This window comes from Sphingomonas endophytica (assembly GCF_014199415.1).
GTDB classification, from domain to species: Bacteria; Pseudomonadota; Alphaproteobacteria; order Sphingomonadales; family Sphingomonadaceae; genus Sphingomonas; species Sphingomonas endophytica.
Genome location: NZ_JACIJN010000002.1, coordinates 149739 through 162563 on the forward strand (window position 1 = coordinate 149739; position 12825 = coordinate 162563).

The 12825-nt window shown below is 66.9% G+C and carries 18 protein-coding genes; 13 read left to right on the forward strand and 5 right to left on the reverse strand.

Annotated elements, in window-relative coordinates:
• Positions 1 to 843, reverse strand: coding sequence for an oxygen-dependent coproporphyrinogen oxidase (hemF, locus tag FHS97_RS03500; RefSeq protein ID WP_184033264.1), 843 nt, complete (start codon positions 841 to 843; stop codon positions 1 to 3).
• A 65-nt stretch (positions 844 to 908) separates the two neighbouring features.
• Here hemF and FHS97_RS03505 point away from each other — a divergent pair, with 65 nt between their 5' ends.
• A complete protein-coding gene (locus FHS97_RS03505; RefSeq protein ID WP_184033267.1) occupies positions 909 to 1685 on the forward strand; it encodes an AcvB/VirJ family lysyl-phosphatidylglycerol hydrolase in 777 nt (258 codons plus the stop codon).
• Here the strand turns inward: FHS97_RS03505 and FHS97_RS03510 are convergent.
• Positions 1612 to 2064, reverse strand: coding sequence for a tRNA (cytidine(34)-2'-O)-methyltransferase (locus tag FHS97_RS03510; protein WP_184033269.1), 453 nt, complete (start codon positions 2062 to 2064; stop codon positions 1612 to 1614). The genes FHS97_RS03505 and FHS97_RS03510 overlap by 74 nt on opposite strands.
• Before the next feature lie 174 nt (positions 2065 to 2238).
• On the opposite strand from FHS97_RS03510, the gene petA reads away from it, so the two are divergent.
• The 10 genes from petA (at position 2239) to tatC (ending at position 9220) form a co-directional block, all read left to right on the forward strand.
• Positions 2239 to 2817: a ubiquinol-cytochrome c reductase iron-sulfur subunit gene (petA, locus tag FHS97_RS03515; protein ID WP_376699661.1), complete on the forward strand. Its 579-nt coding sequence runs from the start codon at positions 2239 to 2241 to the stop codon at positions 2815 to 2817.
• Between the two features lie 14 nt (positions 2818 to 2831).
• The gene (locus FHS97_RS03520) at positions 2832 to 4118 is read left to right on the forward strand and encodes a cytochrome b (RefSeq protein ID WP_184033271.1); all 1287 of its coding nucleotides are present in this window, start codon (positions 2832 to 2834) and stop codon (positions 4116 to 4118) included.
• 30 nt (positions 4119 to 4148) lie between these two features.
• Entirely contained in the window at positions 4149 to 4991 is an 843-nt protein-coding gene (locus FHS97_RS03525; protein WP_184033273.1) for a cytochrome c1, read from the forward strand.
• Between the two features lie 90 nt (positions 4992 to 5081).
• Entirely contained in the window at positions 5082 to 5612 is a 531-nt protein-coding gene (locus FHS97_RS03530; RefSeq protein WP_184033275.1) for an adenine phosphoribosyltransferase, read from the forward strand.
• 89 nt (positions 5613 to 5701) lie between these two features.
• Entirely contained in the window at positions 5702 to 6250 is a 549-nt protein-coding gene (locus FHS97_RS03535; protein WP_184033277.1) for a hypothetical protein, read from the forward strand.
• A 71-nt stretch (positions 6251 to 6321) separates the two neighbouring features.
• Positions 6322 to 7059 (forward strand): segregation and condensation protein A, encoded by a 738-nt coding sequence (locus FHS97_RS03540; RefSeq protein ID WP_184033279.1) that lies wholly within the window; start codon positions 6322 to 6324, stop codon positions 7057 to 7059.
• Positions 7056 to 7625 (forward strand): SMC-Scp complex subunit ScpB, encoded by a 570-nt coding sequence (gene scpB, locus FHS97_RS03545; protein ID WP_343053356.1) that lies wholly within the window; start codon positions 7056 to 7058, stop codon positions 7623 to 7625. Before FHS97_RS03540 ends, scpB begins: the two co-directional genes overlap by 4 nt.
• A 28-nt stretch (positions 7626 to 7653) precedes the next feature.
• Positions 7654 to 7893: a twin-arginine translocase TatA/TatE family subunit gene (locus FHS97_RS03550; RefSeq protein ID WP_184033281.1), complete on the forward strand. Its 240-nt coding sequence runs from the start codon at positions 7654 to 7656 to the stop codon at positions 7891 to 7893.
• Positions 7894 to 7922: 29 nt separating this feature from the next.
• Entirely contained in the window at positions 7923 to 8441 is a 519-nt protein-coding gene (gene tatB, locus FHS97_RS17375) for a Sec-independent protein translocase protein TatB (RefSeq protein ID WP_246346419.1), read from the forward strand.
• Positions 8442 to 8446: 5 nt separating this feature from the next.
• Positions 8447 to 9220 carry a twin-arginine translocase subunit TatC gene (gene tatC / locus FHS97_RS03560; protein ID WP_184034045.1) on the forward strand — a complete coding sequence of 258 codons (774 nt, stop codon included), beginning with the start codon at positions 8447 to 8449 and terminating at the stop codon, positions 9218 to 9220.
• Between the two features lie 155 nt (positions 9221 to 9375).
• On the opposite strand, the gene FHS97_RS03565 is transcribed toward tatC, so the two are convergent.
• The 3 genes from FHS97_RS03565 to FHS97_RS17380 all read right to left on the reverse strand — a co-directional run bounded on the left by FHS97_RS03565 (position 9376) and on the right by FHS97_RS17380 (position 11518).
• Positions 9376 to 9510: an entericidin A/B family lipoprotein gene (locus tag FHS97_RS03565; protein WP_184033282.1), complete on the reverse strand. Its 135-nt coding sequence runs from the start codon at positions 9508 to 9510 to the stop codon at positions 9376 to 9378.
• Positions 9511 to 9760: 250 nt separating this feature from the next.
• Entirely contained in the window at positions 9761 to 11299 is a 1539-nt protein-coding gene (locus tag FHS97_RS03570; protein ID WP_184033284.1) for a sensor histidine kinase, read from the reverse strand.
• A gap of 60 nt (positions 11300 to 11359) precedes the next feature.
• On the reverse strand, positions 11360 to 11518 hold the full coding sequence (locus FHS97_RS17380) for a NepR family anti-sigma factor (protein ID WP_246346420.1): 159 nt from the start codon (positions 11516 to 11518) through the stop codon (positions 11360 to 11362).
• 265 nt (positions 11519 to 11783) lie between these two features.
• Here FHS97_RS17380 and FHS97_RS03580 point away from each other — a divergent pair, with 265 nt between their 5' ends.
• Positions 11784 to 12578 (forward strand): response regulator, encoded by a 795-nt coding sequence (locus FHS97_RS03580; RefSeq protein WP_184033287.1) that lies wholly within the window; start codon positions 11784 to 11786, stop codon positions 12576 to 12578.
• Between the two features lie 86 nt (positions 12579 to 12664).
• Complete coding sequence (locus FHS97_RS03585; protein WP_184033288.1) at positions 12665 to 12802, forward strand: hypothetical protein; 138 nt, start codon at positions 12665 to 12667, stop codon at positions 12800 to 12802.
• Positions 12803 to 12825: the final 23 nt, after the last annotated feature.

The following is a 12825-nucleotide window of genomic DNA, read 5'->3' on the forward strand; positions in this document are numbered from 1 at the left end:
TCATGCCCAGGTCGCGAGCGGGGGCAGGCTCATCAGGATCGCGTCGATATTGCCGCCGGTCTTGAGTCCGAACAGCGTGCCGCGGTCATAGACGAGGTTGAACTCGGCATAGCGTCCGCGCCATGCGCGCTGCTCGGCGACATCGGCCTCGCTGAACGGCATGTCCATCCGCCGCCGCACGATCCGTGGATAGGCGTCGAGGAAGGCGCGGCCGACATCCTGCGTGAACGCGAAGTTGCGGGCGAAATCGCCCTCGAGATGATCGTAGAAGATCCCGCCGACCCCGCGATGCACCTGCCGGTGCGGAATGTAGAAATAATCGTCGGCCCATTGCTTGAACCGCGGATAATGTTCCGGGTCGTGCGCGGCGCAGGCGCGCGCCAGCGTCGCGTGGAAATCCTCGGTGTCCTCGGCGATCGGCAGCGGCGGGTTGAGGTCCGCGCCACCCCCGAACCAGCGTTTGGTGGTCACGAGGAAGCGCGTGTTCATATGCACCGCGGGCACGTGCGGATTGGCCATGTGCGCGACGAGGCTGATGCCCGTGGCGAAAAAGCGCGGATCGTCGCCCGCGCCATGGATGGTCTTGCCGAACTCGCCCTCGAAGGTGCCGCCGACCGTCGAGACGTTGACCCCGACCTTCTCGAACACGCGGCCCTTCATCACCCCGCGCACCCCGCCGCCGCCCGGACCGCCGCTCGGATCGACGCGATCCCAGGGCGTATAGTCGAACCCGGCGTCCGATCCCGCCTCGCGCTCGATCGCCTCGAACTCCGCGCAGATCCGGTCGCGCAACTCCTCGAACCAGGCGCGCGCGGCGGCCTGTTCGTCATCCAGCGTCATCATGCCGCCGGCCTAGCGTGTCGCTGCGCGCTGGCCAAGGCGCAGCGGCAATGGCAGAGCGATGATCCATGAACGCGAAATCCTTTTGGCGCGGGGTGCGGGTGACCGCGGTCAGCTCCGCCTTCGTCTGTGCGCTGGTCGCGGCGGGCGGCTATTTCGATCGCGATCCCTATCATCTCTACCCCGCGGTGCCGCCGGCGCGCCCGCTCGCGGTCGTCAATATTTCGGGCGACATGGGGCTGCGCTTCCTGCTCGGCGCCTCGACCTCGCGCGGGCTGACCGAACATCACGTCTCCGTGCTCGGCGTGTCGTCGCCGGTCTTCTTCCGCTTCCGCCGCACGCGGGCCGAGGTCGACGCGTTCGTCGCCGATGCGGTGCGCACCGCGCTGAAGCGCACCGGGCAGCAGCGGGTGGTGGTGATGGGGCAATCCTATGGGGCGGATATCGTCCAGACCGGGCTGGCGCATTTGCCCGACGACCTGCGCCGCCACGTCGCGGGGATCGTGCTGATCCTGCCCGGCGAGACGGTCTTCTATCGCGCCGACCCGACCGGCTGGGTGTACCGGGGCACTCCGGACAGTTACGGCGTGGAGACGGGCAACACGCTGACCTGGGCGCCGCTGACCTGCATCTATGGTGACGAGGAAGACGACAGCCTTTGCCCGAAGCTGCGCGTGCCGGGCTCGAAGATCGTCGCGATGCCGGGCGGGCACAATCTCCACCATGACGGCGTCGGCCTGCTCGCACACGTCCTCGGCGCGGTCGCCCGCGCTACGCCGCCGGCCAGCCGTCCGTCTGGCGCAGCGCCTCGCCCAGCAGCATCGCCCCCGCCACCGCGACGTTGAGCGATCGCAGGCCGGCGCGCATCGGCACCCGCACGCGCACGTCGGCGCGCTCGTGCACCGCGGCCGGCACGCCCGCGCCCTCGCTGCCGAGCAACAAAATGTCATCGCGCGCGAACCGCGCCTCGGTCAGCGGCACCGCACCGGTGGTGGTCGCCAGCACGATCCGGCCGGTGCTGGCGGCAAGGAAGGCGTCCCAGTCGGCGTGGCGGCGCACCGCGACCTTGCCGGCATAGTCCATTCCCGAGCGCGCCAGTGCCCGGTCGCTCCACGCAAAGCCCATCGGCTCGATCAGATCGACCGCGACATCGAGGCACGCGCCGAGCCGCAGCAGCGTGCCGACGTTGCCCGCAATGTCCGGTTGGTAGAGCGCGATCCGCATCGCCGCGGTCCTTACCGACGCAAAATGCTGTTGGCAAAGCGGCGAGGGCACGGCTATCAGGCCGGAAAGGTCGCCGTGGGGACGGGCAGGCCACAGGCGGGGAGCAACCATGTCGCATGCGGCATCAGCCACCCGCCGGACAGAGGAACGGGCAGAGGTGTGACGCGAATGGCGATGGCAGAGCAGGAAATCCCCCTCGGCGAAGATCCCGCGCCTTATCATGAGGAAGCGCACGATCCGCGCCGCCGCGACTTTATCAACATCGCCGCGGTGTCGTTCGCCGGGGTAGGCGCGGTCGCGATCGTCCTGCCGCTCATCAACCAGATGAACCCGTCGGCGGACGTGCTGGCGCAGTCCACCACCGAGATCGACATTTCCAAGATTGCGCCGGGGCAGGCGATCAAGGCCAGCTTCCGCAAGCAGCCGCTGTTCGTCCGCAACCTGACGCCGAAGGAGATCGGCGAGGCCGATGCGGTCGACGTCGCGTCGCTGCGCGATCCGCAGACGCTGGAAGAGCGCACCAAGGCGGGCAAGAAGAACTGGCTGATCACGCTCGGCGTCTGCACGCACCTCGGCTGCGTGCCGCTCGGCGCGGGCGAGGGCGAGAACAAGGGGCCGTTCGGCGGCTATTTCTGCCCGTGCCACGGTTCGGCCTATGACACCGCCGGACGCATCCGGCAGGGGCCGGCGCCGCAGAACCTGCACGTGCCCGATTATACGTTCAATTCCGACACCGTCGTGACGGTCGGCTGAGGGGAGATAGAGAAATGAGCTTTCCCTGGGCCAAGCATTACGAGCCGAAACAGCCGCTGATGCGCTGGATGGACGAGAAGCTGCCGCTGCCGCGCCTCGTCTATAACGCGATCGGCGCGGGCTATCCGGTGCCCCGCAACCTCAATTATTTTTGGAACTTCGGCGTGCTCGCGGGCGCGGCGCTGGTGCTGCAGATCGTCACCGGCGTGGTGCTGGCGATGCATTATGCCGCCAACGCCGGGGTCGCGTTCGGCTCGGTCGAAAGCATCATGCGCGACGTCAACGCCGGCTGGTTCCTGCGTTACGCGCACGCCAACGGCGCGTCGATGTTCCTCGCGGTGGTCTACATCCACATCGGCCGCGGGCTCTATTACGGGTCGTACAAGGCGCCGCGCGAGATGGTGTGGCTGCTCGGCGTCGTGATCTTCCTGCTGATGATGGCGACCGCGTTCATGGGCTATGTGCTCCCATGGGGGCAGATGAGCTTCTGGGGCGCGCAGGTTATCACCGGCTTCTTCTCGGCAATCCCGCTGGTCGGCGAGACGATCCGCGTGTGGCTGCTCGGCGGGTTCGCGCCCGATAACGCCGCGCTCAACCGCTTCTTCTCGCTCCACTATCTGCTGCCGTTCGTGATCGCGGGGGTCATCATCCTCCACATCTGGGCGCTGCACATCCCGGGGTCGAACAACCCGACCGGCGTGGACGTGAAGGGCGAGCAGGACACGGTGCCGTTCCACCCCTATTACACCGCGAAGGACGGCGTCGGCGTCGGCGTGTTCTTCCTGATCTTCGCATTGTTCGTGTTCTTCTCGCCGAATTTGCTCGGCCACCCGGACAATTATATCGAGGCGAACCCGCTCTCGACCCCGGCGCACATCGTGCCCGAATGGTACTTCCTGCCGTTCTACGCGATCCTGAAGAGCTTCACCGCGGACTTCATCCTGCCGGCGAAGCTGTGGGGCGTGCTGGCGATGTTCGGTTCGATCCTGCTGCTGTTCTTCCTGCCGTGGCTGGATTCGTCGCCGGTGCGCTCGGCCAATTATCGTCCGACCTACCGCTGGTTCCTGCTGGTGCTGCTGCTCGACGTGCTGGTGCTCGGCTATGTCGGCGGGGCCGAGGCGACCGCGCGTAACGTGATGATGGGTCAGATCGCCGCGGGATATTATTTCGCGCACTTCCTCATCATCCTGCCGCTGGTGTCGGCGGCCGAGCGTCCGCGCCCGCTGCCCAACTCGATCACCGAGGCGGTGCTGGCGAAGCACGGCGGCACCAGCCCCGCGCAGACCGCGATGGCGAGCTGAGACAGAGACGAAGAGGGGATTCGACAGAATATGGTTCGTCTCATTTCACTGCTGGTCGGCGCGGGGTTCGTCTTCGTGCTGGCGCTGGCGCTGTTCTTCACCGCGAAGGACGCGATCCAGAACCCGGCACCGCACACCGCCGAACATGCGTTCCACGAGCATCCCGAGAACATTCATCTGTCCTCGGCGGGGCTGTTCGGGAAGTTCGATCGCCCGCAGGTGCAACGCGGCTTCCAGGTCTACAAGGAAGTCTGCGCCGCCTGCCACTCGCTGAAATACGTCTCGTTCCGCGACCTGCAGAAGATCGGCTATAACGAGGCCGAGGTGAAGGCGATCGCCAATCAGTGGGTGATCGAGCAGCCGAGCGTGAACCCGGAGACCGGTGAGGCGGCGACGCGCAAGAACCTGCCGTCGGATCACTTCCCGTCGCCGTTCGCCAACGAGGTCGCGGCGCGCGCGGCGAACAACAATGCGCTGCCGCCCGATCTGTCGCTGATGACCAAGGCGCGCGAGGACGGGTCGAACTACGTCCATGCGCTGCTGATGGGCTATCGTGACCAGCCCGCCGAACTGCTGCGTGAATTCCCGGACGCCAAGACGCCCGAGGGCCTTCACTACAATCCCTATTTCGCGAACCTCAACATCGCGATGCCGCCGCCGATCACCTCGGACGGGCAGGTGACCTATTCGGACGGGACCAAGGCGACCAAGGATCAGATGGCGCGCGACGTGGCGGCGTTCCTGACCTGGACCGCCGAGCCCAACCTCGAGGCGCGCCACGCCGCGGGTATCGCGGTGGTGATCTTCCTGCTGATCTTCGTCTATCTGACGTGGGGCGCGTATCAGAACGTGTGGCGCAACATCAAGCATTGAGCGGGTTCCGGACCTGCCGCGGCAGGGTCGGTGCGCGACACGGCGGCCGGGGCACTCCCCCGGCCGCCGTTTTCGTGTAGGCGGGGCGGCATGAACGACGATCTCAAGGCGCTGATCCGCACCATCCCCGATTTCCCCAAGCCGGGCATCCAGTTCCGCGACATCACCACATTGCTGCTCTCCCCGGCCGGGCTGGCGACCTGCGTCGAGCGGATGGTGGCGGTGGTCGACGGACCGGTCGACCTCGTCGCCGGGATCGAGGCGCGCGGTTTCCTGTTCGCCGCGGCGCTGGCGATCCCGTTGCAGGCCGGCGTGGTCCTGATCCGCAAGGACGGCAAATTGCCGGGCGCGACGATCGCCGAGGATTATGCGCTGGAATATGGCACCGACCGGATCGCGATCCATGCCGACGCCTGTGCGCCGGGCGCGCGGGTGCTGCTGGTCGACGACCTGATCGCGACCGGCGGCACCGCGCGCGCGGCGGTGCGGCTGCTGCGCAAGGCCGGCGCGGTGGTGACGCAGGCGCAGTTCGTCGTCGACCTGCCCGATCTCGGCGGCGCCGAGCTACTGAGCGCCGAGGACATCGCGGTGGCCGCGCTGGTCGCGTTCCCGGGGCACTGAGCCGGCCGCCGGAACCGCGCCGGTCACCCCTCGTTGGTCTCGATCGGCGGCGCGTTCTGCCGCCTTGCTCCATGTGAGGAGATGCCACGATGTTTGCGCCACGCGTGCTGCTGATCGGGCTGTTGGGTGGTTTGTCGCTTGCGACCGCCGCCTGTACCGACGGATATGGCTATTCCGGTGTCGGACTCGGCACCGGTCATTACGATGACGCTTATTATGCCGGCGGATACGGCACCGGCTATTATGGCTGGTACGACAATTATTATTATCCCGGCACCGGCGGCTATGTCTACGACCGCTATCGCCGCGCCTATCCGTGGAACGATCGTCAGCAGCAATATTGGGCGCAGCGCCGTTCCGGCTACGGCGACCGCGACGTGCGGTCCAACTGGCGGGATTTCCGCCGTGACGTGCGCCGCGAACGCCGCGACTATCGCGGCGATGTCCGCGCCGACCGCCAGGCCTATCGCGACGGACGCCTGACACGCGACCAATTTCGGCAGGAGCGCCGTGCGGCGCGGCAGGAATATCGCAACGACGTCCGGCGCGATTTCCGTGACTTGCGTCGCCAGAACCGCGCCGAGGGCGTCCGCACCCCGCGTCCCGGCGGCGCCTTCCGGCCGCGACAGCGGCGCTGAACGCCTCTGGCCGCGCGCGCCGGGTTATGCCAGTCTCGGCGCGTGGCCTATGTCATTGATCCCTTGGCAGCATGAGCGACGCGGTCCCCGAACAGCTGACGCTCGACCTTGACGGGTTCGAGGGGCCGCTCGACCTGCTGCTGTCGCTGGCCCGCGCGCAAAAGGTCGATCTGCGCGAGATTTCGATCCTGCAACTGGTCGAGCAATATCTCGGCTATGTCGAGCGCGCGCGCGTCCTTCAGCTCGAACTCACCGCGGATTATCTGGTGATGGCGGCGTGGCTGGCGTATCTCAAATCTGCGCTGCTGCTGCCGCGCGATCCCGAGGTCGAGCCGGACGTCGAGGAGTTGGCGATCCGCTTGCAATTGCGGCTGGAACGGCTCGATGCGATGCGCGAGGCCGGCGCGCGGTTGATGGCGCGCGACCGGCTGGATCGCGATGTGTTCCGGCGCGGCGCGCCCGAGGGGCTGCACGTCGTGCGCAAGGCGTTCTGGTCGGTGGAATATTACGACCTGCTCGCCGCATACGGGCAGGTAAGGGCGCGAACGCGGCCGACATTGCATGTGGTGCGCGACCGTGAGGTGGTGACGCTGGACGCGGCGCTGACGCGCATCGCGGCGCTGCTGGGAACTGCGATCGACTGGCGCGAGATCGAACTTTTCCTCCCGGAGACCGAGAGTCCGCGGTTGCGGCGCTCCAGTCTGGCGTCCAGTTTCCTGGCCGTGCTCGAATTGGCCCGGCAGGGACGCGCGGAGGTGCAGCAGGAGGCGCCCTTTGCGGCCCTATATCTGCGGCGGGTCGCATCGTGAGCGACAGCTACGACCGTGCGGTGGAGGCGGTGCTGTTCGCGGCGACCGAGCCGCTGACCCGCGACGCGATCCGCGCCCATGCCGGCGACGGCGACGTGAGCGGCGCGCTCGACCGGCTGAGCATCCGGTACCGCGGGCGCGGGTTCGAGCTGGTCGAGCGCGGCGGACGCTGGCATTTCCAGACCGCCGCCGACCTCGCGCATCTGCTGCGGCGCGGTCGCGACGAGATCCGGCGACTCAGCCGCGCCGGCATCGAAACGCTGGCGATCATCGCCTATCACGAGCCGGTGACGCGCGCCGAGATCGAGGCGATCCGCGGCGTGCAGACCGCGCGCGGGACACTCGACGTGCTGATGGAGGCGGGATGGATTCGGCCCGCCGGACGACGCGAGGTGCCCGGCCGGCCGCTGATGTTTGCGACAACCCCCGAATTTCTGTCACATTTCGGGCTCAAGACCCGCCGCGACCTGCCCGGCATCGACGACCTGCGCGCCGCAGGGCTGCTCGATCCGGTCGATCTGGCCTTCGATCAACTCGCGGTGGAAAACGCCGTCGAGGAAGACTAGATACCGTTTCATCTTAGGAGATTTCGTCATGGGCAGTTTCAGCCTTCCGCATATCCTCATCCTCGCGGTGGTCGCGATCCTGCTGCTGGGCGGCGGGCGTTTTTCCAACCTGATGGGCGACGTCGCCAAGGGTGTGAAGAACTTCAAGAAGGGCATGGCCGAAGAGGATGAGGGCGACGTGCGTCCGAAGCCGCGGATCGAGGCCAAGAGCCACGCCGAGCCGGCGTTCGACCGCGATGCCGAGCCGGTTCGCGAGGAACGTCGCTGAGCCCCTGCATCCGATCCGGCGCGCGCTGAATGTTCGACATCGCTCCCTCCGAATTCCTGCTGGTCGCGTTCGTCGCGCTGGTGGTGATCGGCCCCAAGGACCTGCCCAAGGCGATGCGCGTCCTTGGCTATTGGGTCGGCCGCGCGCGCGCGGTCGGTCGCCAGTTCCGCAACGGCTTCGACGAGATGGTCCGTGAGGCCGAGCTGGAAGAGATGGAGAAGAAGTGGAAGGCGGAGAATGAGCGGATCATGCGCGAGCATCCGTTCGTCCCGACGCCGCCCGCGTCACCGGCGCTCCCCGATCATGCCTCGGGCAGCGACGAAGCTGCGTCGGGCAGCAACGAAGCGCCGGGACACGGCGACACCCTGCCGCACGACGACACGCAGCAGCCGGTAATGGTCGAGAAGCCGAACGTCGTGCCCGGCGGCATCCCCGATCCCGCCCCGCCGCCCGTTGCGCACGACAACGCTCATGGTGGCGCAGAACCGCGTAACGACGATCATCATGCTGCCGACGGGCGCGTGGTTCAGGACAAGGCTGCATCGTGACCGAGATCGTCGACGAACTGGAAGACTCGCGCGCGCCGTTGCTCGACCATCTGCTCGAACTGCGTCGGCGGCTGCTCTATTGCATCGTGGCGGTGCTGCTGGCGTTCTTCGTCTGCTGGTATTTCGCGGAGGACATTTTCGCATTCCTCGTCCAGCCGCTGCTGCACGCCGGTCAGAAGACGGTCATCTACACGCAGATCTTCGAGGCGTTCTTCGTCCAGGTGAAGGTGGCCTTCTTCTCGGCGATGATGATCGCCTTTCCGGTGATCGCGAATCAGTTATGGCAGTTCGTCGCACCGGGGCTGTACCGCAAGGAGCGCCGCGCGCTGCTGCCATTCCTGCTCGCAACGCCGGTGCTGTTCCTGATGGGCGCGGCGATGGCCTATTATATCGCGATCCCGATGGCGCTGCATTTCCTGCTCGGCTATTCGGGGATGATCGGCGGGGTGCAGCAGCAGGCGCTGCCGGCGATCGGCAATTACCTCAGCTTCGTCATGCAGTTCCTGTTCGGGTTCGGCGCAGCGTTCCTGTTGCCGGTGCTGCTGATGCTGCTCGAGCGCGGCGGGATCGTTACCCGCAAGCAACTGATCGGCGCGCGACGCTATGCGATCGTCGGCGCGTTCGCGATCGCGGCGGTGCTCACCCCGCCCGACGTTGGATCGCAGCTGCTGCTCGCGATCCCGCTGGTCATTCTCTATGAAGCCGCGATCATCGGCATCTGGTTCACCGAGCGCAAACGTGCCCGCGAGGAAGGCGTGGCTGCCGCCAGCGCGGAATAGCCGAAGCGTTTCGAAGCGACCGTCTGCGAACGCGCGGAACCGGGCTCGACACCGCGGTTCTCAGCGATCGCGATGGCCGCGCACGACGGCTACCTCAACGAAAAAGGGCGGTTCGTCGCTGACGAACCGCCCGTTTCGCTTCGATGGGGCGAAGCTTATTTGTTCTTGTCGGCCGCGCCCGCGACCGCGTCACCCGCCGACGAGACGTCCTTGCCGACACCGCCGACGGTGTTGCACGCCGAGACCAGCACCGCACCCGCCAGCACCGCAGCAGTCAGAACCTTACGCATTGAACGATCTCCCTAAATACACTTCGCACAATGCCGGCCGTCGCGCTTCGTTCCGCGTCGGTGACAAAGGGGGCAGCGGGGAAATGAATAAGGCCCGAAAGCATCACCGGGGGGGGGAGGGTGGATGCTTCCGGGCCTATGTCTTGGATAGCGAAAGCGGGGGGGCGTATAGTCGCTATCCGCACAGGAGAACGACGACCGACCTGCGGGGTTCCGCCCCGAAGCCGCAATTGGATAAAAATTTGCAGCGTTATTCGCGACCTGTGACCGCGATGGCGATTTCATAGGCGCCAGTGAGCGGATCGTGCTGCAAGGTCGAGCGCAATTGTCGCGTCAGCCCCTCGATCACCCGGCCGTAGCGGTGCTGCAGCCCCTCGCGGAGATGATCGGTGTCGACCAGCGCGTGCGAGGACAGGCGCAGCAGCGCGCGCTGTGGATCGTCGAGCGGCTTGAGCGTGATCCGTACCTGCGTTTCGCTGACGCACGTCATCGCCAGCTCGACCAGTTCGGTGACGAGAAAGGCGACGGCGACCGCGACGTCCTGCGTGACGTAATAGGTGTCGATGTCGAGCACGATCCCGACGCGCGTGCCCTCGGGCGCGGTGGCGCGGATGCTCGACGCCAGTTCGCCCAAGACCGCGCGCAGCCCGACGCCGCGATTTTCTTCCATCTCGGCATAATGGTAGCGGTGGACGACCGCGAGCGCGTCGACGCGCCGCTGGATCGAGGCATAGGCCTGCGTCGCCTCGACACTACGCGCCCCGCGGGCGTGAAAGTTGATGAGGCTGGAGATGACCTGGAGGTTGTTCTTGACGCGGTGATGGACCTCGCGGGTCAATTTGGTCTGGCGCATCAGGCCGTCGGCCAGTCCGGCCTCGTGGATCGCGACCGTGCGGCTGAGCGCGCGGAAGGTGTCGCCGAGGTCGCGGATCTCCTGCGCGGGCAACGCGCGGAGCATCGCCGGGTCGGGCTGGTCGCCCGGCGCATAGGCCGCGATGCTGCCGCGCAGCGCGCGGAGCGGCGCGATCAGCAGGCGATCGACGACGAACCAGCTGATCGCCGCCGCCGCCGCCCACATCAGCAGCGGAAAGGTCAGCGCGATCAGCAGCGGCGACCCGATCGGCGCGCTGCGCACCTGCATTTCGAGCGCGAGCCCGGCGATGCCGAGATCGCTGCGGATCGTCTCGCGCCGCTCCAGCGCGCTTTCACGCACCAGCGGATCAAGCTCGAGCCGCTCGTCGCCCAGCGCCAGCGAGAGACCGTAATCGGGCGCGAAGCCGCTCGGCTGGCTGATCTGCGCGAGGAACGGCGCGGGGAAATAGGCGGCGGCGGTGAGCCCGTCATTGCGTCCGGCAAAGCGAAGCATCACGCCGCGCTTCTCGACGATCCGCGCGCTGACCGCATCGGTCGCCGACTGGCGTGCGAAGGCGGCGGCGCCGGGGAAGGGCTCGCCGCAAATCGCGCGGCCGCGGCGGTCGAGGATGACGAAGCCGGTGCCGGCGGCGGATTGCTGGGCGAAGACACCCTGCGCGCGGGCGCAGCTCGGCGCATCGCCGCGATCGGCGGTGAGCGCGTCGACCGCGACGCGCAGCGCGGTCATGTCGCCGACCAGCTCGATCGCGATCGCGCGGCTCGATTCGGAGGCGGCGACGCGCAGGTGCGAACGCAATTCGGTGTCGGCGATCTGGGTGACTCGCAACGTGGCGAAGATCGCGATCAGCGCAAGCGGGAGCAGCGCGATGCTGAGGATCAGGAACAGCTTGGCCCCGGTCGGCCAGCGCGACACCATGTCCAGACGCCCCGCGGCGGGCCGGGGGGCGTCAGCCGCTGGAGGGGTGGTCACGTCGCGTTAGTCTAGCTTGCCGAGCAGTGACAGCAGGTCGTCCGGCACCGCTTCCTCCACGGTCTTCTGATAGACGGAGCGCAACGCCGATCCCATGTCGCGGTTCTTCGATTGGGCCGCGGTGCCCTTTTTCGGCTGTTCAGGCGCTTCCTTATCCGACGTCAACGTAAACCCCCTAAGACCGTCCGACGTTGGCACCGCTGCCGGGCCAACACGGCACCGCAGGACGTTCGTCGGACGAACGCCCCAGCCGGACAAGCGCGTAATGCACGTATGGGCGATGAAACCAAATCGGGGGTCGTTGGTTCCATGCCGGTGCGACGAAAATCGCCGGTCGGGGGGTATCATCTGCGACCTGTCATGACGTGCACGCATATTTGGGTATCGGCGGTGCCGGCCGGAGCCGCGCCGCAGGGAGGGTTTTCTACACATGTCGCTCGGACAACAACTCGCGCCGCACCTTCCGTTCCTGCGCCGCTATGGTCGCGCGCTGACGGGCAGCCAGGCGCAGGGCGACCGGTACGTGCGCGCCACGCTGGAAGCGATCGTGGCCGCGCCGGAGGAATTTCCGCGTGACGTCGATCCGCGGCTGGGGCTGTATCGTACCTTTCAGGCGATCTGGAACTCGGCCAATTTCGACGAGACCGCCGATGAAATGCCGGCCGAGGACCAAGAGGCAGTGGCGCGCGCGCGGCTGTCGCGGATGACGCCGCTGTCGCGGCAGGCGCTGCTGCTGACCGCGATGGAAGGCTTTACCCCCGAGGATGCCGCCTATCTGATCGAGGTCGATGCCGCCGAGGTCGACGCGCTGGTCGCCGAGGCGCTGGCCGAGATCGAGAAGCAGACGCGCGCGCGAGTCCTGATCATCGAGGACGAGCCGATCATCGCGATGGATATCGAGTCGATCGTCCGCGACCTGGGTCATGAAGTGACCGGCGTCGCGGTGACGCGCGACGAGGCGGTGGCGCTGGCGATGGAGGATCGCCCGGGGCTGGTGCTTGCCGATATCCAGCTCGCCGATGACAGCTCGGGGATCGACGCGGTCAAGGACATCCTCGCCGAATTCAACGTGCCCGTGATCTTCATCACCGCCTTCCCGGAGCGGTTGCTGACCGGCGAGCGGCCCGAGCCGACCTTCCTCATCACCAAGCCGTTCCAGCGGTCGACGGTGAAGGCGGCGATCAGCCAGGCGTTGTTCTTCGACGAGAGCACGGTTCCGGCCTGATCGCCGGCGCTGCCATTCGATCCGGCCGGGGTGGCGGGTCCGTATTCGGTACGGACCCAAAACGGTTCTAAGGGGTTACATCGCTTATGGCAGACGAAAACGAGCGCATTCACCTCGAAACCGACGAGGCGCGGGCGGGCAGCACGCCGGGCATGACGCGATATATATTGGTGGCGTCGCTGCTGCTGATCATCGCGATCTTCGCGGCCATTCTGCTGTCCTGACGCACGGATGTTGACCGACGGAC